Origin of the sequence: Lelliottia nimipressuralis, assembly GCF_004402045.1 — a bacterium.
GTDB lineage: Bacteria > Pseudomonadota > Gammaproteobacteria > Enterobacterales > Enterobacteriaceae > Enterobacter > Enterobacter chinensis.
In genome coordinates this window covers 463,684-486,436 of sequence record NZ_SOMG01000030.1, presented here as the reverse complement: position 1 = coordinate 486,436, position 22,753 = coordinate 463,684, and the positions used below count along the sequence as shown (strand labels likewise).

Here is a 22,753-nt window from a genome sequence, read left to right as displayed (position 1 = left end):
AGGTTTATTCATGTAGTGGTTTTTTATCTGCACTCAGCGGTTTATCCACCTCCTCCTCGGGCGGAAACGTCAGCAGTAACTCTCTGAGCAGGGATTCCAGCTGCGCGCGTTGTGCATCAGACAAGTTTCGCAGCAGCGCATTCTGCGTTTGGGTATGAACGAGTAGCGCCTGTTCGATACGCTCCAGCCCGAGTGACGTCAGACTTACGAGAGTGCTGCGCTTGTCATCGGGATCGGCAATTCGCCGGATAAGCCCTTGTTGTTCAAGATGCGTTAGCCGGTTCGTCATCGCCCCTGAGGTGATCAGTAGCGATTTATACAGCTGCGTTGGCGATAGACAGTACGGTGCTCCGGCGCGGCGCAGCGTGGCGAGCACGTCAAATTCGCCCTCGCGAAAGCCAAACGGCGCCATGGCCTGCGCGCGTTTTTTACCCAGGTGCTTCATTAGCCTGAGTATTCGGCCAAAGATTCTCATCGACGAGGCGTCCAGCTCAGGCATGGCGCTGCTCCACTGGTCGACGACGAAGTCTACATGGTCTTTCATTTTCACCCCTGATGGCATGGGAATTTATCGTGTTGTGCGGTACATCTTACACAAAAATACATTTTATCTTAACGTTAAGATAAATGCTCGCGGTGATTTGCCCGGGCCATTCATAGCCGAAAAGGATCCCATGTTGAAACGCACGTCTCCAATACTCTTTGCCGTTATCGCTTTTATCGTCGGGTTGAACCTGCGCCCCATTCTGGCGTCTGTCGGACCGCTGTTTTCCGTGCTACAGCGCGAAGCGGGACTGACGGCCACACAATTCAGCCTGCTGACTACCCTGCCGGTCGCGATGATGGGCCTGGCCGCCCTGTGCGGACCCTGGCTGTTAGCCAGAGTGGGTGCCGTCCGGGGGATTATGATCGGACTTTTCATCCTGCTGGTGGCCTGTTTATTACGCGGTTTGAGTGCCTCGCTGGTGAGCCTGATGGGCACCGCGTTACTGGGTGGGGCCAGCATCGGCACGATCCAGGCGTTAATGCCTGCCCTGATAAAAAAAGAGTATTCGCAAACGGCCAGCACGGTCATGTCGCTGTTCAGCACCGGCATTATGGCCGGTGCTGCAGTAGCCGCCGCCAGCGCCGAGCCGTTGTTTTCGTGGCTAACGCTAAAACCGGCGCTGGCCATGGCAGGCCTGTTAGCACTGCTTGCGCTGATGCTATGGCTGACCCTGGTGACGCGTTCGCAAAGTGAAAATACGGCCCGCGAAACCGTTACGCTCTCCTCCTCCCGGACAGGGTTACTGCTGCTCTTTTTCGGCGTAGGGACGGGAGCCTACACGCTGGTATTAGCCTGGCTGCCGCCGCTCTATATTCAGGCGGGATGGTCCGCACGCAGCAGCGGCTATATGCTGGCCTGGCTGACGTTAACCGAGGTGGTCGCAGGGTTTGTCGTCTCCGCGCTTATCGGTAAATTCCCCGATCGCCGTGCTCCGCTGATTACGGTCCTGTTGCTGCTGCTGGCAGGATTACTGTGTCTGGTCTTTGCGCCGGGCACCACGCCGGTATTATCAACACTGCTGCTTGGCACAGGGATCGGCGCCCTCTTCCCGCTGTCGCTCATTGTCACCTTCGATCACGCACAAACGCCCGCGCAGGCCGGGAAGCTACTGTCTAAAGTTCAGGGAGGTGGATATATGATTGCCGCGCTAATGCCGTTAATTGCGGGGATCGTTCGCGACAGCGCTGTCTCACTGACCAGCGCATGGCTGGTCATGAGTGCGGGTGTTATCCTGCTGATCGTCATCGCGTTGAAATTTAAACCCGTCGGGGAAGCGCAGGTACGGTGAATGCGGTACCCGATCTGAGAGTCGTACTATAAATTCTGGAGTTTCAGCCAATTAAGGAGTGGATATGTCGCAGACGTTACCGGGAATTGATGTCTTATTTATCGCCGGCTTCGGGCCCATTTCACAAAGCACCGACGCCAGCACCGCGTTTTATGTCCATACACTCGGTTTACCGCTGAAGCCCATGGAGGGTAACAGCGACTATCTGCTCGCTGAAGAGGGGCAGCTGGAGGGCGTGAAGCATTTTGCCGTCTGGCCGCTTTCACAGGCGGCAGCCTCCTGTTTTGGTGAAGCGCAGTGGCCCTCTGAGTACCCGATACCGCAGGGATGGATTGAATACGAGGTGCAGGAACTTGACTCGGCTACCCGCATTCTGAGTGAAAAAGGCTATCGCCTGCTGGTGGCCAACCGCACAGAACCGTGGGGCCAGACCGTTACTCGCCTGCTCAGCCCGGAAGGCCTGCTGACCGGCCTGACGATCACGCCGTGGCTGCGCGGGTAAACGGAATTTATTGTGGCGCCGGTTACAGTAAATCAACTGACTGTTATTTCGCATTGAGCCAGTAATGATTTAAATATTCGCGGCCGCCTCCTTCAGGCGGCCCAAAGTTAAATATCACACCTTACGTCAAATTATAAAAAAATTACCAAAACTGGCAGTTGATTCTTATTTGTATGACTTTTACTATTCCCCTGCAACTCATTGATTAATTTGTTTTAGGGAAATAAAAATGACAAGAAATATCGTTGCGGGAATGATGATGGCCGCGTTTTCAGGGGCAGTATATGCAGGTACCTCACAAGTCACACCGGATTTTTCACCGGAAAGTTTAACGGTTTCAGCCTCTGCCGGGATGCTGAGCGGAAAATCCCATGAGATGGTTTATGACGAAGTCACAGGAAGAAAAATTAGCCAGCTGGACTGGAAAATAAAAAATGTCGCTATTCTGAAAGGCGATATTTCCTGGGATGCATACTCATTTTTGACACTGAATGCCCGCGGCTGGACGTCCCTGGCATCAGGCTCAGGTCATATGGATGACTATGACTGGATGAATGCAAAACAATCCTCCTGGACAGACCATTCAAGCCATCCTTCGACCAACGTTAACTATGCCAATGAATACGATCTCAACGTAAAAGGCTGGATCTTCCAGGGCGATAACTATAAAGCGGGCGTAACCGCTGGTTATCAGGAAACCCGCTTCAGCTGGACGGCGACCGGGGGTTCTTACAATTACGATAACGGCGCCTATCAGGGGAACTTCCCGGCAGGCGAACGCGGTATTGGTTATAGCCAGCGTTTCTCCATGCCGTATATTGGCCTTGCAGGACAGTACCGTTTTAATGACTTTGAATTTAATGCCCTGTTTAAATTCAGTGACTGGGTCCGTGCGCATGATAACGACGAGCACTACATGCGCGATTTAACCTTCCGCGAGAAGACAACGGATTCCCGTTATTATGGCGCATCCGTTGATGCCGGATATTATGTGACGCCGCACGCCAAAGTTTTTGCTGAATTTACCTATAGCAGTTACGAAGAAGGTAAAGGCGGTACGCAGATTATTGATACCAACACTGGCGAATCCGGCTCTATTGGCGGGGACGCTGCGGGTATTTCTAACCATAACTATACCATTACAGCGGGTCTGCAATATCGCTTCTAATTCAGGCGTTAAAACAGACCAGGCCCCTTACGGGGCCTGAGATTGATGACAAACCCCGCCATCAATATTTTAACCGTCTTTTTTGCCGGGTGGCGCTGCGCTTACCCGGCCTACATTTCACACCGGGCGAAACTCACAAATCGCATTTTGTCAGCAGTCTGAAATTTAGGTTTCGGGTAGATCGATGATAACCAGTGTGCCAAAGCTGCCGATTTCCACGGTATGAGGAACGCCCGCTTTAGCTATATAAAGCTCGCCCGAGCTTACAGAGATTTTTTTGCCGTTAACACTCAGTTCCAGACGTCCGTCAATGACCAGTAACCCCTCGTCATACTCATGCACCTCTTCAGTGACTGAGCGCTCATCCATTCGTAAAATTTTGAGATTTGCTTCCCCAACGCGGCCTAATACGTGAGAGCGCCAGGCCTCATTTAATGCATTTGCTTCAGTCTTAAGGTCATAAAGCGACATAAGGTCGTTCCCTTTGATATTCGTATGGTGCATTTATGCCATATAAATTTTCTTTCGCTATATAACAAATAGGGGAAAACAAGTCGAAAAACAGACTAAAGAAAGGCCATCAGGGCTGCTAAAAACAAAGAAACTTAGCTTTCCAGGGCCGCAAGGATCGCAGACTCCATGTTCTCGGGCTTGGTCATCGGTGCAAAGCGCTTGAGAGGTTCCCCGTTGCGTCCGATCAGAAACTTCGTAAAGTTCCACTTAATTCTCCCGCCCAGCACGCCGGGCAATTCGTTTTTCAGATAACGAAACAGCGGGTGCGCTGAGGCTCCATTTACCTCTACTTTCTCGAACATTGGGAAACTGACGCCGTAGTTGATGTAACAGGTCTTTGAGATATCATCGGCACCGCCGGATTCCTGCTTACCAAACTGGTTGCAGGGGAAGCCAAGCACCACCAGCCCTTGAGCCGCGTATTTCTTGTATAGCGCTTCAAGACCGGCGTACTGAGGCGTGAAGCCGCACTGGCTTGCCGTATTCACGACTAAAACCACTTTACCCGCGTAGTCGGTCATAGAGATCGGTCGGCCATCCAGGCTAGTGGCTGTAAATGGGTAAAAGCTAGTCATACTGGCATCCTCAAAGCAGAACCACCCTACACCGCCGACTTCGGCCGTAAATTCTCGTCAAACGTCAGTCGTTTGCGATCGGCCTCAACCTCACGCAGCGGCTCTACCTGATGCATCGTCAGCTTGCAGCGTTCCACCAGCACCTGATACTCCCGCGTGCCCTGCTGCTTCCAGGCCAGCTCCTGCTCGCTGAGCTCACGGATCGCTTTGGCCGGGCTGCCGATAATCAAATGGTTGGCGGGCATTTCCGCTTTCGCCTTCACGAACGCCGCCGCGCCAACGATGCTGTTTTCACCAATGACGGCCCCGTCCATCACCACCGCGTTCATGCCCACCAGCGCATTGCGGCGGATCACGCAGCCGTGGAGAATGGCGCTGTGGCCGATATGCCCGTCCTCTTCCACCACCGTGTCCTGCTCCGGGAAACCGTGCATCACGCAGTTATCCTGAATGTTCGCACCGTCTTTCACCACGATACGACCAAAGTCGCCGCGCAGGCTGGCATTGGGGCCAACATAAACGCCTTTGCCCAAAATCACGTCACCAATCAGCACCGCCGTCGGGTGAACATAGCTCTCATCCGGCACTACCGGCGTCAGACCGTCAATTTGATAAACAGGCATTTTCACTCCTTATGCGCTTGTAAGACCACCAAAGCGTTGATAGTAGAGCGTGCCGGGCACGGGCAGTTCGCCGACGGAGGTTTCGCCCTTCTCGCTGACAAACGCCAGCGCCCCCGGTGCCACACGCTGATAAATATTGATGCAAAGCTGTCGGGCGCTTTGTCCCGCCCAGTGCGCAGGCAGTAACTCTTCCGGCAGCAGCGGGTCTTTCAGCACCACGCGACGATAAAAGTGAATCAGTAACAGCTGGATCTGGAAGCAGCGTTCCGGCGTCAGTTCCTCCGGCGCGGCCTCTTTCAGCAGCGGCAGCAGCGGGCGAAACGAGCTGATAAACGTCTCGTACATCGCGTTTTGCTCGGTCAACTGCCAGCACTCTTCTACCCGCGAACGCAGCGCGGCGCGGGAGAGCGCCAGCGGCGAGTGGGCTTCAAAGAAAATCACGTTTTCCGCCACCCCGGCATCGTGAAGCAGGGACTGCACATCTGCCAGATGCTGCGACGGCGAGGCCATCAGGCTCGGCGCCAGCGTGCCAAACCCCTGCCAGATAAGCTGTTTTTTAACGTCGGCAAGGGTGTTTTTATCCAGCCCCTCGGAGAGCAGCAATAACCATTTGCCGTCCCAGGCGGGCAGTTCCGCGCGGTAGATCTTATTCTCCGCGCGACGCGTCAGGCGCAGCCCTTTATCGCTCAGGCGGTAAAAGCTGCGCCGCCCGATGCGCGAGACGTCCAGCCAACCCTCTTTGTTGAGGCGAAACAGCGCGGTACGTACGAAGCGCTCGCCAAACCCCATGCCTTCCAGCAAGGCAGCCAGGCTGCCGAGCCAAATCTCACCGCCGCGATGGGAAAGCGCGTCACCGTATAACGAGGAGATAAGCGATGTCCCGCTGACGGGAACGGAGCTGACTGCATGCTGGATAAAAGCGTCGAGTTTATTCATGTGATTCATTCTGTTGTTATTTTTGTCCTGGATGAATCATAGCATACGAATCTGGGATGTACCCTCACCCTAACCCTCTCCCAAAGGGAGAGGGTGTATTGAGGGAAATTCAACCGTTGGCCGCCACTTTACGCAGGTCAAACACCCGGCAGGCTTTCCCCTCTGAGCGCGGGATACTGCCGCAGTTGACGATCGTCACGTCGGTGGAAATCCCAACCATCGACTTGATCCGGTGGCGCAGCTGGTGACACACCTGGCAACGCTGCTCGTGGGTCAGCGTCAGGCTGCTCTCTTTCAGCTCCACCTTCACGGAAAGTGAATCAAGATGCCCGCGGCGGTTCACCTCCAGCTGGTAGTGCGGAGAGAGATGTTCGAACTTCACAATCTCCTCTTCCAGCTGCGACGGGAAGACGTTGACCCCGCGGATGATCAGCATATCGTCACTGCGACCGCTGATGCGGTCCATACGGCGCATGCTGCGTGCGGTGGCCGGCAGCAGGCGCGTCAGGTCGCGGGTGCGGTAGCGGATCACCGGCAGCGCCTCTTTGGTCAGCGTGGTGAACAACAGTTCGCCCGGCTGACCATCATCCAGCGGCGTACCGTCGTTCGGGTTAACGATCTCCGGGTAGAAATGGTCCTCCCAGATGGTCGGGCCGTCGACGGTTTCGATACACTCCATCGCCACGCCCGGCCCCATCACTTCGGAGAGGCCATAAATATCCAGCGCCGTAATGCCTAAGCGTTTTTCAATTTCGCGACGCATGGCCTGCGTCCACGGCTCGGCGCCGAAGACGCCCACGCGCAGGGAACAGCCGCTGGCATCGCCGCCCATCTGGCGCTCCAGCTCTTCAATCAGGTTGAGGCAATAGGATGGCGTCACCATGATCATATCCGGCTGGAAATCACGGATCAGCTGCGCCTGTTTCTCCGTCTGGCCGCCGGACATCGGGATCACCGTCGCCCCTAAACGCTCGGCGCCGTAGTGCGCACCCAGCCCGCCGGTAAACAGGCCGTAGCCATACGCCACGTGAATTTTGTCCTTCGCGCTGCCGCCCGCGGCGCGCAGGGAGCGAGCCACCAGGTTGGCCCAGTTGTCGATGTCGTTTTGCGTATAGCCAACGACGGTCGGTTTGCCGGTGGTGCCGGATGATGCGTGAATGCGCACCACCTGCTCCATCGGCACGGCAAAGGTATCGAATGGATAGTTATCCCGCAGGTCCTGCTTGGTGGTGCACGGGAATTTACGGATATCCGCCAGCTCTTTGAAATCGTCAGGGTGAACGCCCGCAGCGTCAAACTTGCGTTTGTACATCGGCACGTTGTTATAGGCGTGGTGCAGCGTCCATTTCAGACGCTCGGTCTGCAGCGCCTGTAACTCGTCAATGGAAGCCGTTTCAATCGGATCAAGCTTTGTTGTATTTGTCATTGTAGGGTACTCACATTGTCTTACGCTCAAACACGCTCAAGGATCATGGCAATGCCCTGACCCACACCGATGCACATCGTACACAGCGCGTAGCGCCCGCCGCGTCGGTGCAGTTCATTGCTCGCGGCCAGCGCCAGTCTGGCACCGCTCATCCCCAGCGGGTGGCCCAGCGCAATCGCGCCGCCGTTCGGGTTGACGTGTGCGGCATCATCCGGCAGCCCCAGCTGACGCAGCACGCCCAGCGCCTGCGAGGCGAAAGCTTCGTTCAGTTCGATGACGTCCATATCGTTAATACTGAGTCCGGCGCGCTCCAGCACCTTGCGGGTCGCAGGAACCGGGCCGAGCCCCATCAGACGTGGCTCGACGCCTGCTGTTGCCATCGCCACGATCCGCGTGCGCGGGACTAACCCCTGAGCGAGCGCCATCTGCTCGCTGGCAATGAGCAGTGCCGCCGCGCCGTCGTTGACGCCGGAGGCATTCCCCGCCGTGACCACCCCGTTCTTACGGAAAGGCGTTTTCAGGCCTGCAAGCTGCTCGAGCGTGGTGTCCGCGCGCGGATGTTCATCCACGCTAAATTCCGCGATCGCCCCTTTTTTACCCGGCACCTGCACCGGCACGATCTCCTGCGCCAGAATACCGTTCTGCTGCGCCTGAGCGGTACGCTGCTGGCTGCGCAGCGCGAAAGCGTCCTGATCGGCACGGCTGATATTTAACAATTCAGCTACATTCTCTGCCGTTTCCGGCATACTGTCAGTTCCGAATTGCTGATGCATGAGCGGATTCACAAATCGCCAGCCGATGGTGGTATCAAAGATCTCCGCCTGACGCTGAAACGCGGCCGTGGCCTTACCCATCACAAACGGCGCGCGGGACATTGACTCCACGCCGCCGGCAATCAGCAGATCGCCATCGCCCGCCTTAATCGTGCGCGCGGCAAAGCCAATGGCGTCCAGGCCTGAGCCGCACAGGCGGTTAATGGTGGTCCCGGAGATCGTCTGCGGCAGCCCGGCCAGCAGCGCCGACATGCGTGCCACGTTGCGGTTATCTTCCCCCGCCTGGTTGGCGCAGCCGTAAATCACGTCATCAATACGCTCGAGGTCGAGCTGTGGGTAGCGGGCCAGCAGCGCGCGCAGCGGCACGGCACCGAGATCGTCGGTTCTTACCGCAGAAAGCGCGCCGCCGTAGCGCCCCACCGGCGTTCGAACGCCATCACAAATAAATGCGTCACGCATCAGGCCTCTCCTGTCACACTGCCGCCGATGCGGTGAGATTTCCCGCGAAAAAGGGCGACGGTTTTCTGTTGTTGATTCTGGATCTCAATGTCATACACGCCGGTCAGCTTGCCCTGATGCTTCACCCGCGCGGTGGCGGTAAGCGTGTCCCCGGCAAAGCCCGGACGCAGGAAATCAATCGAACAACCTGAGGCCACCGCCGCCAGCCCCTGGCTGTTGCAGGCGTAGGCAAAGGCGGTATCTGCCAGCGAAAAAAGCTGCCCACCGTGGCAGGTGTTGTGGCCGTTCAGCATCTGCGGGGTAATGGTCATGGTCACTACCGCGTAGCCCTCGTCCATCTCGACAATGTCCATCCCCATCGCCTGCGCGCAGGCGTCCCGTTCGTACATGGTGCGGGCGTTATGCCAGGCGTTATGACTCATAGCTACTCTCCAGAAGCGCGCGCTGGCGCAGCAGTGAACAGGGGCGATAGCGCTCTTCGCCGTAATGGCGCTGCAGATTCTCCAGCAGCGTCAGCAGGCGCTGCCAGCCCAGACGCTCGCCCCAGGCAATCGGGCCGCTCGGGTAGTTCACGCCGAGGCGCATGGCGGTATCGATGTCCTTCTCGCTGGCGACCCCTTTTTGCAGGGCATCCAGCGCTTCGTTGGCGATCATCGCCACCGTGCGCCAAATCAGCAGACCGGGATAATCGGCAATTTGTACCACCCGTTTTCCCTGCTGTTGCAGATAGCGGATGACTTTTTGCGTCGCGGTGTGGGGGTTGCTGGCGGCCGCCGCAATGACCGCCACGTCGCTCTCCATGCGGTCAACGACCACCACCGGGCCGTTAAGGCGCAGCGCCAGCGCCTGCGCGGTTTCCCCCTGCGTTTCCACCAGATACACGTCGTCAATCTCGGTGACACCGTCACGTCTTTTCTCCACGCGCATCGGGCTGTAGCTGTCATTTACCGCCTTAACCCACTGCACGTCGGGTTTGTGACTCTGCCAGTCGTAAACACCCTTCCCGCTCTTTTTGCCCAGTCTTCCGGCCAGCACCAGCTCCTGCTGCACCAGCGAAGGCAGAAAACGACGCTCCTGCCAGAAGGCGTTAAATACCGAGCAGGTCACCGCGAAGTTAACGTCCTGACCAATCATGTCGGTCAGCTCCAGCGGCCCCATCGGGAAGCCGCCGCCTTCGCGCAGGGCGGCGTCAATGACCTCCGGCGCAGCCACTTGCTCTTCCAGCGCGCGCCAGGCCTCGGAATAGAACGGACGCGCAACGCGGTTGACGATGAACCCCGGCGTTGACTGGCAGCGAACGGGCTGTTTCCCCCAGTTCAGCGCCAGCTCGCACAGCGCATCGGCCACTTCCGGTGAGGTTGCCAGCCCGCTAACCACTTCCACCAGCTTCATCACCGGTGCCGGGTTGAAAAAATGCAGCCCCGCGACGCGCTCCGGGTGGTGCACGTCCGCCGCAATCGCCGTGATGGAAATGGAAGAGGTGTTGCTGGTCAGCACCGTCTGCGGCGGGCAGATCTCTGCCAGCTTTGCAAACAGTCCCTTTTTGACTTCAAGCCGCTCGGCGGCCGCTTCAATCACCAGATCGGCCGCAGCAAGCGCGTTGATATCCGTGACCGGAAGCAGCCTGGCAAGGATCTGGCTCCCGGCATCGGCGGAAAGTTTTCCGCGCGTCACCCGGGAGGCCAGGCGCTGGCGGATCCCGTCGATGGCGCGTGATATCGCATCGCTGGAGATGTCGTAGATCAGCACCTGATGGCCGTGGCTGGCCGCCACTTCGGCAATTCCGGCACCCATCGTGCCGCTGCCAATCACGGCGACAGTACGTATGTTCAACATCTTATTTCCCCGTAAAATTCGGCGCGCGCTTCGCCAGGAAGGCGCTGACGCCCTCGCGGTAGTCGTCGCTGCGCCCGGCCAGACGTTGATAGTCGCGCTCGAGATCGAGCTGAGCGTCCAGGGTATTCGTTTCCGCGGCATTGATGGCCTGCTTGATCAGCCCCAGCCCGAAGGTCGGCTGAGAGGCAAAATGCAGCGCCATCTGCTGTGCGGTAGCGGAGAGCTGGTCGTCGTCCACCACCTGCCAGATCATCCCCCAGGCCTGCGCCTGTTCGGCGCTGAGCTTGTCACCGAGCAGCGCCAGCCCCATCGCACGGGCGCGTCCGGCCACGCGCGGCAGCAGCCAGGTGCCGCCGCAGTCCGGGACTAAGCCGAGCTTGCTGAAGGCCATCACAAAGTTAGCGGAACGCGCTGCAATCACCATGTCACACCCGAGCGCCAGCGTGGCACCGGCGCCGGCCGCCACGCCGTTGACCGCGCAGATGACCGGTTTCGGCAGTTTCGCCAGGCGGCGAACCAGCGGGTTATAGAAGGTTTCAACGGACATCCCCAGATCCGGCGCCGGGCCGTTGGGGTCGACGTTGCGGTCATTGAGATCCTGACCGGCACAGAAACCGCGTCCTGCCCCGGTGATAAGCAGGCAGCGAACGGTGTCATCACGTTCGGCCTGTTTCAGGCAGTCGGCAAACTGCTGATGCATCACGTCGTTAAAGCTGTTCAGACGCTCCGGACGGTTCAGCGTAATCGTCATTACGCCCTGTTCTACATGACTGAGAATAAATTCCACAATTAGCGTCCTTTAAAGTCGGGGGTGCGTTTTTGTAAGAAGGCGTCGATGCCTTCCCGGCGGTCTTCGGTGGCAGAAAGCAGCGTAAAAAGCTGACGCTCCTGCGCCAGGCCAGCCTGTAGCGGCACCTCCTGAGACTGACGCAGGGCCTGTTTGGCCGCCTGTAACGCCAGCGGTGAGTGGCGCGCCATCCGTGCTGCCTGTTTCAGGGCATACTCCAGCGTCAGCGCTGCCGGGAAGACATCGCTGACCAGCCCGGCGCTCAGCGCCTGCTCTGCACAGATGCTCTCGCCGGTCAGCACCATTTTGCTGGCGAGCGATTTACCGACGCAGCGAATAAGACGCTGGGTGCCCCCCGCGCCGGGCATAATGCCGAGCGTGATTTCCGGCAGGCCAAAGCGGGCGTTGTCGCCGGCGATAACCACGTCGCACAGCAGCGCCAGCTCGCAGCCCGCGCCCAGCGCGAAGCCGTTCACGGCGGCGATCAGCGGTTTAGGAAAAGCGTTGATTCGCGCCCACAGCTGCGGACGGATATCGTTCAGGGTGGCTGGCAGGTCTTTCTCTGCCATTTCATTGAGATCGGCCCCGGCGGCAAAGCAGCGCTCGCTTCCGTAAATCACGCAGACGTCGACGTCGGCATCCGCTGCGGCGGCCTCAAGCTGCTCAGCAAGCTGCGTCAGCAGCGCATTGTTGAGGGCGTTGCGCGCCGCCGGACGGTTCAGCGTCAGCTGCAACACGCGGCCATGACGGGTAACGGTCAGTTCGCTCATGCCATCCCCTTCGCGTCAAAATCCACGATCACGTCAGCGGTTAACGGCAGCGACTGGCAGCTCAGTACATACCCGGCGGCCAGTTCGTCCGGCTCCAGGCTGTAGTTGGTCGCCATGTCCACCTTCCCGCGCAGCACTTTGCATTTACAGGTGGCGCACACGCCACCCTTGCAGGCATACGGGAGATCCGCCCCCTGACGCAGGGCGGCATCGAGAATACTTTCATCGTCCGCCGTCAGGGTGATTTCACGGTCGCGTCCGTCCTGACGCACGGTCACTTTCTGGCCTTCCGCCTGCACGTTCACCGCGCGTTTAACGGCGCGTTCTGGCGTATTAAAGCGCTCAAGATGAATGGATTTTTCCGGCATCCCCAGCGCTTTCAGCGCAGCTTCGGCGTCGTCCATCATCGCCGTCGGGCCGCAGATAAAGGCTTCGTCGTACTGGCGGAAGTTGATCAGGGTTTTCGCCAGCGCCTGCAGTTTTTCCCCGTCGATGCGGCCGTAGAGCAGGTCGCTGTCCAGCCGCTCCTGGCTGAAGATGGAGACCAGCTGCAGCCGCTGCGGGTATTTATCCTTCAGGTCCGCGAGCGCCTGGCGGAACATCATGCTCTGGCTGCTGCGGTTGCCGTAGATCAGGGTGAAATGGCTGTTCGGTTCGGTCGCAAGCGTGGCGGAGATTATCGCCAGCATCGGGGTGATCCCGGAGCCTGCCGCAATCGCCAGATAGTGCCCTTCACGTTCAGCCCGCGGCTGGTAGCCAAACTGCCCCTGAGGGACCATCACCTCAAGCGCCATGCCCGCTTTGATCTCATCCCGGGCATAGCGGGAAAAGCGCCCGCCTTCGATGGCTTTGACCGCCACGCTGATCTCGCCCGGGGCGGTACTCCGGCAGATGGAGTAGCAGCGGCGCAGCTCGTCCCCGTCAAGCTTCGTTTTTAAAGTCAGGTGCTGGCCGGGACGGAAGCGGTAGGCTTCCTGCAGCGCCTGCGGCACCGCGAACGTGATAGTTACCGCGTCGCGGGTTTCGGGTTCCACTTTTGCCACTGTTAATGAATGAAACGTTGTCATGGCAGCCTCAAATGCATTTGAAATAGTCGAAGGGCTCACGGCAGGTGTTGCAGCGGTAGAGCGCTTTGCAGGCCGTCGAGCCAAATTCACTGATAAGCGAGGTGTCGGTGCTGGCGCAGCGCGGGCAGCTCACCTCAGCAGGCGCGTGCGCGTGACAGCTATGCCCCACGGGCGGGCTGATGCCATACGCCCGCAGGCGTTCGCGCGCGTCGGCGGTCATCCAGTCGGTGGTCCAGGCGGGTTCAAGCTGAAGCACGATATGCACCGGGGTAAAGCCGTTAGCGGTCATCGCGTCGCGGATCGCCCCCAGCAGGTGTTCCGTTGCCGGACAGCCCGAGTAGGTTGGCGTGAAGCCAATGACCCAGCCATCCCCCTGCGCCTTCACGCTGCGCACCATGCCTAAATCAGTGATGGTTAATACCGGCACTTCCGGGTCCGGGATCTGGCTTAACAGCGACCAGATCTGCGGAATTTGTGCTGGCGCAATGTCGACGAGGCGTTGCATAGCGTTCTCCTTTACCACTGCTGACCGGGATACGCGCGCTGGAGATACTGCATTTCTGCCAGCATCGGGCCCAGATGTTCGGTATGCAGCCCCTTCTTGCCCCCGGTGCGGTACGCCGCCTCTTCGGGCACCTGCAGGCAGGCTTCATTCAGACCGGCAAAGACTTCGCTTTCCCACGGCTGGCGCAGGAGGCGCGGGTCAACCGCCACGCCGGAGTCAATCAGCGCCAGCTCAACGTCATCCGCTTCAAACAGCTCCGCCGTAAAACGCCACAGGTTGTCGATGGCCTGCTGCATTTTCTGCGCGGAGGTTTCGGTGCCATCGCCCAGGCGCACCAGCCAGCCGCGGCTAAAGCGCAGGTGGTAGCGCGCCTCTTTAATGGCTTTCGCGGCGATGGCGGCAAGCTGGCTGTCGGTGCTTTGGGTCAGGCGTTCGTATAGCGCCACGTTCCAGGCATCCATCAGGTACTGACGGGCCATCGTGTCAGCGAAGCTGCCGTTTGGCTGCTCCACCAGCAGCACGTTGCAGAACTGGCGCTCATCGCGGCCAAACGCCAGCGTGTCTTCATCGCCCTGGCCTTCCAGCTCGGCGGCATAGGCCAGGAAATTGCGCGCCAGGCCCAGCAGGTCAAGACCGATATTGGCGAGCGCGAGGTCGATTTCCAGCTCCGGCGCGTGGCCGCACCAGGCACCCAGACGCTGGGAGAGCACCAGACCGTTGTCGCCCAGACGCAGGGCATAGGCAGTCACTGAATTCATTCTTTGCCTCACATATGCTCGATGCCATCGGGGATGGTGTAAAACGTCGGGTGGCGGTAAACCTTGCTTTCCGCCGGGTCGAAGAACTCGCCGCTCTCTTCCGGCTGGGAGGCGACAATCTCGCTCGCCCTGACCACCCAGATAGAACACCCTTCGCTGCGGCGAGTGTAGGCATCACGCGCATTTTCCAGCGCCATGCGATCGTCGGCGGCATGGAGACTGCCCACGTGACGGTGGGATAACCCTTGTTTGCTGCGTACGAACACTTCGTACAGCGGCCAGTAGACATTGCTCATCGTGATTCCTCTTAAGCCACTTTGCGGGCGTGTTGTTTTTCCGCGTGCGCCAGCGCGGCTTCCCGCACCCACGCCCCTTCGTCCCAGGCTTTACGTTTGGCGGCCAGACGTTCGTGGTTGCAGATGCCGCGTCCGTTAATGACCTCTTCAAACTCCTGCCAGTCGATCTCGCCGAAGCGGTAATGACCGCTCTCTTCATCCAAACGCAGGTCGGGATCGGGAACCGTCATGCCCAGCATCTCCACCTGCGGCACCGTGTTGTCGACAAAGCGCTGGCGCAGCTCATCATTACCGAAGCGTTTGATTTTCCACGCCAGGCTGCGGGCGCTGTTCGGCGAGTTGTCGTCGTTCGGCCCGAACATCATCAGCGCCGGCCACCAGAAGCGGTTGATGGCGTCCTGCAGCATCTGGCGCTGAGCCTCGCTCCCCTGCGCCAGCGCCATGCAGGCTTCAAAGCCCTGACGCTGGTGGAAGCTCTCTTCTTTACAGATTTTCACCATCGCCCGGGCATACGGACCGTAGGAGGTCCGGCACAGCGCCACCTGGTTGACGATGGCCGCCCCGTCCACCAGCCAGCCAATCACGCCGATGTCGGCCCAGCTCAGGGTCGGATAGTTAAAAATGGAGGAGTATTTCATCTTGCCGTCGAGCATCTTCTGGTAGATGTCTTCCCGCGCGCAGCCCAGCGTTTCCGCCGCACTGTAGAGGTAGAGCCCGTGTCCGGCTTCATCCTGCACTTTCGCCAGCAGGATCGCCTTTCGGCGCAGCGTCGGGGCGCGGGCGATCCAGTTCCCTTCCGGCAGCATGCCGACAATTTCGGAGTGCGCATGCTGACCAATCTGGCGGATCAACGTCTTACGGTAGGCGTCAGGCATCCAGTCCTGAGGCTCAATCGCCGTCTCCTGCGCTATGCGCTGCTCAAACCGTTGTTCTTGCGTCACGTCATCACCTTTATGATTCGTTAGTTTGCAAATTAAAGCGTAATGTTGAATCACTTTGTTTTTTAAAAGTTACACAAAGGTTAAATATAACCCCAAGGATTGTTTCCCGGTTTTGTGATGCCGCTCGCAAGGCTTTTACTTCAGGCCCTGCGAGCAGCGCCTTCTGGCGAGACAATTCATAATCCCCGATCACAACGTTAACAATTCATTAAAACTCAGCTTGATTTTTATGATTCGCGATCAAACTATTAATAGTGAAATTACGTAACATTTGGAGAAAAGCGATGCAGCAGTTAGCCAACTTCTTGTCCGGCACCTGGCAGTCTGGCCGGGGCCGCGAACGCACTATTCATCACGCCATCACTGGCGAAGCGCTGTGGAGCGTGACCAGCGAAGGGCTGGACATGGCGGCCGCCCGTCGCTATGCGATTGAGCGCGGCGGCGAAGCACTTCACGAGATGACCTTTATTGAACGTGCTGCCATGCTGAAGGCGGTGGCAAAGCACCTGCTTGGCGAGAAAGAGACGTTTTATGCCCTGTCCGCCCAGACCGGGGCGACAAAAGCAGACAGCTGGGTCGATATTGAAGGCGGTATTGGCACCCTCTTCACTTACGCAAGCCTGGGTAGCCGAGAACTGCCGGACGACACATTGTGGCCGGAAGATGAGTTGATCCCCCTGTCAAAAGAAGGCGGCTTTGCGGCGCGCCACGTTCTGACCTCGAAGTCCGGCGTGGCGGTGCATATCAACGCCTTTAACTTTCCCTGCTGGGGCATGCTGGAAAAACTGGCACCGACCTGGCTTGCCGGGATGCCTGCCATTATCAAACCCGCTACCGCCACCGCACAGGTAACGCAGGCGATGGTGAAATCCATCGTGGACAGCGGACTGGTGCCGGACGGCGCCATCAGCCTCATCTGTGGCGGCGCGGGCGATCTGCTGGACCAGCTCGACAGCCAGGACGTGGTGACCTTTACCGGCTCCGCCAGCACCGGGCAAAGCCTGCGCGTGCACCCGAATATTGTCGCGAATTCGATTCCGTTCACCATGGAAGCCGACTCCCTGAACTGCTGCGTGCTGGGTGAAGACGTCACGCCGGAACAGCCGGAGTTTGCCCTGTTCATCCGGGAAGTGGTGCGCGAGATGACCGCCAAGGCCGGGCAAAAATGTACTGCTATCCGCCGCATTATCGTCCCGCAAAACCAGATTGACGCCGTCAGCCAGGCGCTGATTGCGCGGCTGGAAAAGGTGGTGGTGGGCGACCCGGCGCAGGAAGGCGTGAAGATGGGGGCGCTGGTCAACGCCGAACAGCGCGCGGACGTGCAGGAGAAAGTGGATCAGCTGATCGCCGCAGGCTGCCAGATCCGCCTTGGCGGCAAAGCGGATTTGCAGGCCGCTGGCGCGTTCTTCCCCCCGACTCTGCTGTTCTGCCCGCAGCCGGATGAAACCCCTGCCGTCCACGCAACGGAGGCTTTCGGCCCGGTTGCGACGCTGATGCCGTATCGCACAGCACAGCACGCGATGCAGCTTGCCCGCGCGGGCGGCGGCAGCCTGGCGGGAACGCTGGTCACCGCCGATTCGGCGATTGCCCGCCGGTTTATTGCCGGCGCGGCGCGCGCCCACGGCCGAATTCAGATCCTCAACGAGGAATCCTCAAAAGAGTCCACCGGCCACGGCTCCCCGCTGCCGCAGCTGGTCCACGGCGGCCCGGGCCGCGCGGGCGGCGGCGAAGAGCTGGGCGGTCTGCGCGCGGTGAAGCACTACCTGCAGCGCACCGCGATCCAGGGCAGCCCGACGATGCTGGCCGCCATTGGCAAACAGTGGGTGCGGGGCGCAACGGTGCAGGAAGATCGCGTTCATCCGTTCCGCAAATACTTCGAGGAGCTACAGCCGGGCGACAGCCTGCAGACGCCGCGCCGCACCCTGACGGAAGCGGATATCGTGAACTTTGCCTGCCTGAGCGGGGACCACTTCTACGCCCATATGGATAAGATCGGTGCGGCAGAGTCGATTTTTGGCGAGCGCGTGGTGCACGGTTACTTCCTGATTTCCGCCGCGGCGGGGCTGTTCGTCGACGCGGGCGTCGGGCCGGTGATTGCCAACTACGGTATGGAAAACCTGCGCTTTATCGAGCCGGTTAAGCCGGGCGACACCATTCAGGTGCGTCTGACCTGCAAACGTAAAACGCTGAAGAAACAGCGTACCGCGGAGGAAAAACCGACCGGCGTGGTGGAATGGGCCGTTGAGATTTTCAACCAGCACCAGCAGGCCGTGGCGCTCTACTCCATTCTGACGCTGGTGGCGCGCCAGCGGGGCGATTTCTGACACCTTCCCTTCACCACCTTTCCTGCCGGGTGGCGCGATGCTTACCCGGCCTACGACGACCAGCCGGGGTGTGACACCGCCCCGCTCTTTTTTTAACCTGGCAAGGCTGACAAATAATCTGGCAGATGCAGGCAAACGCTTTTCTCATGGGCCTGTCAGGATAAGGCTGTCACAACACAATAAACACAACAAGATGAGGTCTACGATGGGAAGCAATTCTTCTTTTTCTGCCCGTAGAACGGCGCTGGCCATGGCCGTTGCGCTGTGTTGCGCCTGGCAATCCCCTGTTTTCGCCCACGGCAGTCAGGCGCATATGGTCCCGATGGACAAAACGCTGCAGGACTTCGGCGCGGACGTTCAGTGGGATGATTACGCACAGATGTTCACCATTACTAAAGACGGTGCCTTTGTGAAGGTCAAACCGGGCGCCAAAACCGCCATCGTTAACGGTAAAACCCTCAAGCTTGAGGTGCCAGTGGTAATGAAAGGTAAGAAAGCCTTTATTTCCGATACCTTTATCAACGATGTTTTCCAGTCCGGCCTTGACCAGACCTTCCAGGTTGAAAAAAGCCCTCACCCGTTAAACGCGCTAACGGCGGACGAAATTAAACAGGCCGTAGAGATTGTTAAAGCCTCTGCGGATTTTAAACCGAATACCCGCTTTACCCAAATTGCCCTTGCTGAGCCAGAGAAAGCCAAAGTGTGGGACTTTGTGCTTAACGGTACGCCAGTGGATTCCCCCCGCCTGGCGAAGATCGTGATGCTCGATGGAAAGCACGTTATCGAAAGCGTGGTGGATCTGAAGGATAAAAAAATCCTGCGCTGGGAACCGGTGAAAGACGCGCACGGCATGGTCCTGCTGGATGATTTCACCGCGGTGCAGCAGATCATCAACGACAGCACAGAGTTTGCCGAGGTGCTTAAAAAGCACGGCATCACCGACCCGAAAAAAGTGATAACCACGCCGCTGACCGTCGGCTATTTCGACGGTAAAGATGGTCTGAAGCAGGAAGATCGCCTGCTGAAAGTGGTGAGCTATCTCGACGTTGGCGACGGCAACTACTGGGCGCACCCAATTGAGAACCTGGTGGCCGTGGTGGATCTTGAGCAGAAGAAAATCCAGAAAATTGAAGAAGGTGCCGTTATTCCGGTACCCATGACCCCGCGCCCCTATGATGGCCGCGACCGCGTAGAGACGCCGAAAAAGCCGCTCGACATCACTGAGCCGGAAGGCAAGAACTACACCATAACCGGCGACAGGGTGCACTGGCAGAACTGGGATTTCCACCTGAGCCTGGATTCCCGCGTCGGCCCGATGATTTCAACCGTGACGTATAACGACAACGGCAAAAAACGCCAGATTATGTATCAGGGCTCTTTAGGCGGGATGATCGTCCCGTACGGCGACCCGGACGTGGGCTGGTACTTTAAAGCCTATCTCGACTCCGGCGATTACGGCATGGGCACCCTGACCTCACCGCTGGTGCGCGGGAAAGACGTGCCGTCTAACGCCGTCATGCTCAATGAAACCATTTCGGATTACACCGGCGCGCCGATGGAGATCCCGCGCGCGATCGCCATTTTCGAACGCTACGCCGGGCCTGAGTACAAACATCAGGAGATGGGCCAGCCTAACGTCAGCACCGAGCGCCGCGAGCTGGTGGTGCGCTGGGTGAGTACCGTTGGCAACTACGATTACATCTTCGACTGGGTGTTCCATGAAAATGGCACCATCGGCATTGACGCCGGCGCGACGGGTATCGAAGCGGTGAAAGGCGTGCAGGCGAAAACCATGCACGATGCCACCGCGAAAGACGACACCCGTTACGGTACGCTGATCGACCATAACATTGTGGGCACCACACACCAGCACATCTACAACTTCCGCCTGGATATGGACGTGGATGGCATCAACAACAAGCTGGTGGCCATGGATCCGGAAGTTAAGCCGAATACCGCCGGTGGCCCACGCACCAGCACCATGCAGATTAACCAGTACGATATTGATACCGAGCAGCAGGCGGCGCAGAAATTCGACCCGGGCACCATTCGCCTGCTGAGCAACACCCGCAAAGAGAACCGCATGGGCAACCCGGTCTCGTACCAGATAATCCCTTACGCGGGCGGTACGCACCCGGTGGCGACCGGCGCGAAATTTGCCCCGGACGAGTGGATCTACCATCGCCTGAGCTTTATGGACAAACAGCTGTGGGTGACCCGCTACCATCCTGATGAGCTCTATCCGGAAGGGAAATTCCCTAACCGCTCCGTGCACGACACGGGCCTGGGGCAGTACAGCAAGGATAACGAGTCGCTGAACGACCAGGACGACGTGGTCTGGATGACCACCGGCACCACCCACGTCGCCCGCGCAGAAGAGTGGCCGATCATGCCGACGGAATGGGTGCATACCCTGCTCAAACCGTGGAACTTCTTCGACGAGACGCCAACGCTCGGGAAGAAAAAAGACGAACAGAAATAAATAACGCACCGGGCGCAATGCCCGGTTTTTCATCTATTTACTTGCTGAATACCTCTCCCCGATTATAGTTATTTCACCTCGTTTATTTCCTTGCATTTCTTGAACCACTTTCAGCCAGGACTCGAAGTTTCCACGAACGACGTAATACATCACTGAGAGGTTAGGATGAAATTCAATTTGATCGTCAGGAGTCTTGCGCTGGCAGGGCTTGTTATTTCCGCAAATTCGACTTATGCCGCAGAAGCCCCGAAGGATGCCACTACCGCGACGCAACAATCCAATAACGCCCTGTTTAATCAACTTCCCTTCTCCGACAACACCGATTTTACGGATGCCCATAAAGGCTTTATTGCGCCTCTTCCTCAGGACGTTATCAAAGGGGAACAAGGTAATATCATCTGGAACCCACAGCAGTATTCGTTTATTAAAGAAGGCGATAAGGCACCGGACTCCGTTAATCCCAGTTTATGGCGTCAATCTCAGCTGATTAATATTAGCGGCCTGTTTGAAGTGACCGATGGCGTATATCAGATACGAAATCTTGATCTGTCGAATATGACCATCATTGAAGGGAAAGACGGTATTACCGTGGTTGACCCGCTGGTGTCGGCAGAAACGGCGAAAGTCGGTATGGATCTCTATTTTAAAAATCGCGGCAAGAAACCTGTCGTTGCCATCATTTATACCCACAGCCACGTGGATCACTATGGCGGCGTGCGCGGCGTGGTGGATGAAGCTGACGTGAAAGCTGGCAAGGTGAAAATCTACGCGCCAGCCGGGTTTATGGAGGCAGCCGTTGCCGAGAACATCATGGCAGGTAACGTGATGAGCCGCCGCGCCAGCTATATGTACGGCAACCTGCTGAAGCCAGATGCCAAAGGTCAGGTGGGTGCTGGTCTTGGGACCACCACCTCCGCCGGGACGGTGACGCTGATTGCGCCGACCAATATTATTGAAAAAGATGGGCAGAAAGAGGTTATCGACGGTCTGACCTACGACTTTATGCTCGCACCGGGTTCCGAAGCACCATCGGAAATGCTCTGGTATATCGAAGAGAAAAAAGTCATTGAATCCGCAGAGGATGTTACCCACACCCTGCATAATACCTATTCTCTGCGTGGAGCAAAAATTCGTGAACCGCTGCCGTGGTCGAAATACATCAACCAGGCGATTGTGCGCTGGGGTGACAAAGCCGAAATCATTATGGCACAGCACCACTGGCCGACCTGGGGCAACGAAAACGTGGTCAAGCTGCTGAAAAGCCAGCGTGACCTTTATCGTTATATCAACGACCAGACGCTACGCATGGCGAACGAAGGGCTGACGCGCGACGAAATCGCCGCTAACTTCAAGCTCCCGGACTCACTGGCACATACCTGGGCGAACCGTGGCTATTACGGTTCGGTGAGCCATGACGTCAAAGCTACCTACGTGCTTTATCTGGGCTGGTTCGACGGCAACCCGGCGACCCTGGACGAACTGCCGCCAGAAGAAGGCGCGAAGAAATTCGTTGAGTATATGGGCGGCGCGGATGCCATCCTGAACAAGGCGAAAACCGACTTCGACCAGGGGAACTACCGCTGGGTGGCGCAGGTGGTGAGCAAAGTAGTCTTTGCCGACCCAAACAACCAGGCGGCGCGAAACCTGGAAGCGGACGCGCTGGAACAGCTTGGCTATCAGGCTGAATCTGGCCCATGGCGTAACTTCTACCTGACTGGTGCGCAAGAGTTGCGTAACGGCGTGGTGAAAGGTCCAACGCCGAATACCGCCAGCCCGGATACGGTACGCGCGATGACGCCAGAGATGTTCTTTGACTATCTGGCTGTCCATATCAATGGTCAGAAAGCCGGAGAGGCTAAATCGGTGTTTAACATTGACTTAGGCAGCGATGGCGGGAAGTACAAACTCGAGCTGGAAAACGGCGTGCTGAACCACACGGCGAACGCTGAAGCTAAAGATGCTGACGCAACGCTGACGCTGAACCGTGACACGCTAAATAAAATTATCCTCAAGGAAGTTACGTTGAAACAGGCTCAGGATAGCGGAAAGATTAAAATTAGTGGCGACAGCGCTAAACTTGATGCCATGCTTAGCTATATGGACAAGTTTGATTTCTGGTTTAACATTGTGACACCGTAACGTCGCGAGCATAAGGGCGGTTCATCCGCCCTTTCCTG

At 57.9% G+C, this 22,753-nt stretch carries 22 protein-coding genes; 6 read left to right on the top strand and 16 right to left on the bottom strand.

The genetic code is table 11. The annotated features are described in order from the left end of the window. Positions 1-4 precede the first annotated feature (4 nt). Positions 5-544 carry a MarR family winged helix-turn-helix transcriptional regulator gene (locus tag E3U32_RS20005; protein WP_134350169.1) on the bottom strand — a complete coding sequence of 180 codons (540 nt, stop codon included), beginning with the start codon at positions 542-544 and terminating at the stop codon, positions 5-7. A 130-nt stretch (positions 545-674) separates the two neighbouring features. On the opposite strand from E3U32_RS20005, the gene E3U32_RS20000 reads away from it, so the two are divergent. The 3 genes from E3U32_RS20000 to E3U32_RS19990 all read left to right on the top strand — a co-directional run bounded on the left by E3U32_RS20000 (position 675) and on the right by E3U32_RS19990 (position 3,505). Then, a complete protein-coding gene (locus E3U32_RS20000; RefSeq protein WP_134350168.1) occupies positions 675-1,835 on the top strand; it encodes an MFS transporter in 1,161 nt (386 codons plus the stop codon). A gap of 64 nt (positions 1,836-1,899) precedes the next feature. Further along, a complete protein-coding gene (locus E3U32_RS19995; protein WP_134350167.1) occupies positions 1,900-2,337 on the top strand; it encodes a VOC family protein in 438 nt (145 codons plus the stop codon). A gap of 229 nt (positions 2,338-2,566) precedes the next feature. Beyond that, positions 2,567-3,505 carry an omptin family outer membrane protease gene (locus E3U32_RS19990; protein WP_134350166.1) on the top strand — a complete coding sequence of 313 codons (939 nt, stop codon included), beginning with the start codon at positions 2,567-2,569 and terminating at the stop codon, positions 3,503-3,505. Between the two features lie 165 nt (positions 3,506-3,670). Here the strand turns inward: E3U32_RS19990 and E3U32_RS19985 are convergent, their stop codons facing one another. The 15 genes from E3U32_RS19985 to paaA all read right to left on the bottom strand — a co-directional run bounded on the left by E3U32_RS19985 (position 3,671) and on the right by paaA (position 15,770). Then, positions 3,671-3,976, bottom strand: a complete 306-nt coding sequence (locus E3U32_RS19985; protein ID WP_134350165.1) for a cupin domain-containing protein — start codon at positions 3,974-3,976, stop codon at positions 3,671-3,673. Positions 3,977-4,110: 134 nt separating this feature from the next. Then, positions 4,111-4,593, bottom strand: coding sequence for a glutathione peroxidase (locus E3U32_RS19980; protein WP_134350164.1), 483 nt, complete (start codon positions 4,591-4,593; stop codon positions 4,111-4,113). A 26-nt stretch (positions 4,594-4,619) separates the two neighbouring features. After that, on the bottom strand, positions 4,620-5,216 hold the full coding sequence (paaY, locus tag E3U32_RS19975) for a phenylacetic acid degradation protein PaaY (RefSeq protein WP_134350163.1): 597 nt from the start codon (positions 5,214-5,216) through the stop codon (positions 4,620-4,622). A 9-nt stretch (positions 5,217-5,225) separates the two neighbouring features. Beyond that, entirely contained in the window at positions 5,226-6,161 is a 936-nt protein-coding gene (gene paaX / locus E3U32_RS19970) for a phenylacetic acid degradation operon negative regulatory protein PaaX (RefSeq protein WP_025757961.1), read from the bottom strand. Between the two features lie 100 nt (positions 6,162-6,261). Then, on the bottom strand, positions 6,262-7,578 hold the full coding sequence (paaK, locus tag E3U32_RS19965) for a phenylacetate--CoA ligase PaaK (protein WP_134350162.1): 1,317 nt from the start codon (positions 7,576-7,578) through the stop codon (positions 6,262-6,264). 26 nt (positions 7,579-7,604) lie between these two features. Then, complete coding sequence (gene pcaF / locus E3U32_RS19960; RefSeq protein ID WP_134350161.1) at positions 7,605-8,810, bottom strand: 3-oxoadipyl-CoA thiolase; 1,206 nt, start codon at positions 8,808-8,810, stop codon at positions 7,605-7,607. Further along, the gene (gene paaI, locus E3U32_RS19955) at positions 8,810-9,232 is read right to left on the bottom strand and encodes a hydroxyphenylacetyl-CoA thioesterase PaaI (protein WP_134350160.1); all 423 of its coding nucleotides are present in this window, start codon (positions 9,230-9,232) and stop codon (positions 8,810-8,812) included. Before paaI ends, pcaF begins: the two co-directional genes overlap by 1 nt. Continuing rightward, positions 9,222-10,646, bottom strand: a complete 1,425-nt coding sequence (paaH, locus tag E3U32_RS19950; protein WP_134350159.1) for a 3-hydroxyacyl-CoA dehydrogenase PaaH — start codon at positions 10,644-10,646, stop codon at positions 9,222-9,224. Before paaH ends, paaI begins: the two co-directional genes overlap by 11 nt. A 1-nt stretch (position 10,647) precedes the next feature. Then, the gene (gene paaG / locus E3U32_RS19945) at positions 10,648-11,436 is read right to left on the bottom strand and encodes a 2-(1,2-epoxy-1,2-dihydrophenyl)acetyl-CoA isomerase PaaG (RefSeq protein WP_134350158.1); all 789 of its coding nucleotides are present in this window, start codon (positions 11,434-11,436) and stop codon (positions 10,648-10,650) included. Further along, entirely contained in the window at positions 11,436-12,203 is a 768-nt protein-coding gene (gene paaF / locus E3U32_RS19940) for a 2,3-dehydroadipyl-CoA hydratase PaaF (RefSeq protein WP_134350157.1), read from the bottom strand. Before paaF ends, paaG begins: the two co-directional genes overlap by 1 nt. Next, complete coding sequence (paaE, locus tag E3U32_RS19935) at positions 12,200-13,270, bottom strand: 1,2-phenylacetyl-CoA epoxidase subunit PaaE (protein WP_134350156.1); 1,071 nt, start codon at positions 13,268-13,270, stop codon at positions 12,200-12,202. Before paaE ends, paaF begins: the two co-directional genes overlap by 4 nt. Positions 13,271-13,277: 7 nt before the next feature. Continuing rightward, a complete protein-coding gene (paaD, locus tag E3U32_RS19930; protein ID WP_134350155.1) occupies positions 13,278-13,775 on the bottom strand; it encodes a 1,2-phenylacetyl-CoA epoxidase subunit PaaD in 498 nt (165 codons plus the stop codon). An 11-nt stretch (positions 13,776-13,786) separates the two neighbouring features. Continuing rightward, on the bottom strand, positions 13,787-14,533 hold the full coding sequence (paaC, locus tag E3U32_RS19925; RefSeq protein WP_134350154.1) for a 1,2-phenylacetyl-CoA epoxidase subunit PaaC: 747 nt from the start codon (positions 14,531-14,533) through the stop codon (positions 13,787-13,789). 8 nt (positions 14,534-14,541) lie between these two features. Further along, entirely contained in the window at positions 14,542-14,829 is a 288-nt protein-coding gene (gene paaB, locus E3U32_RS19920) for a 1,2-phenylacetyl-CoA epoxidase subunit PaaB (protein WP_108416960.1), read from the bottom strand. A gap of 11 nt (positions 14,830-14,840) precedes the next feature. Continuing rightward, positions 14,841-15,770, bottom strand: a complete 930-nt coding sequence (gene paaA, locus E3U32_RS19915; protein WP_286164422.1) for a 1,2-phenylacetyl-CoA epoxidase subunit PaaA — start codon at positions 15,768-15,770, stop codon at positions 14,841-14,843. Positions 15,771-16,054: 284 nt separating this feature from the next. Here paaA and paaZ point away from each other — a divergent pair, with 284 nt between their 5' ends. From paaZ to E3U32_RS19900, 3 genes are all read left to right on the top strand, one after another. Beyond that, positions 16,055-18,094, top strand: coding sequence for a phenylacetic acid degradation bifunctional protein PaaZ (gene paaZ, locus E3U32_RS19910; RefSeq protein WP_134350153.1), 2,040 nt, complete (start codon positions 16,055-16,057; stop codon positions 18,092-18,094). 205 nt (positions 18,095-18,299) lie between these two features. Then, positions 18,300-20,576 carry a primary-amine oxidase gene (gene tynA, locus E3U32_RS19905; protein ID WP_134350152.1) on the top strand — a complete coding sequence of 759 codons (2,277 nt, stop codon included), beginning with the start codon at positions 18,300-18,302 and terminating at the stop codon, positions 20,574-20,576. Between the two features lie 165 nt (positions 20,577-20,741). Continuing rightward, positions 20,742-22,715, top strand: a complete 1,974-nt coding sequence (locus E3U32_RS19900; RefSeq protein WP_134350151.1) for an alkyl/aryl-sulfatase — start codon at positions 20,742-20,744, stop codon at positions 22,713-22,715. Positions 22,716-22,753: the final 38 nt, after the last annotated feature.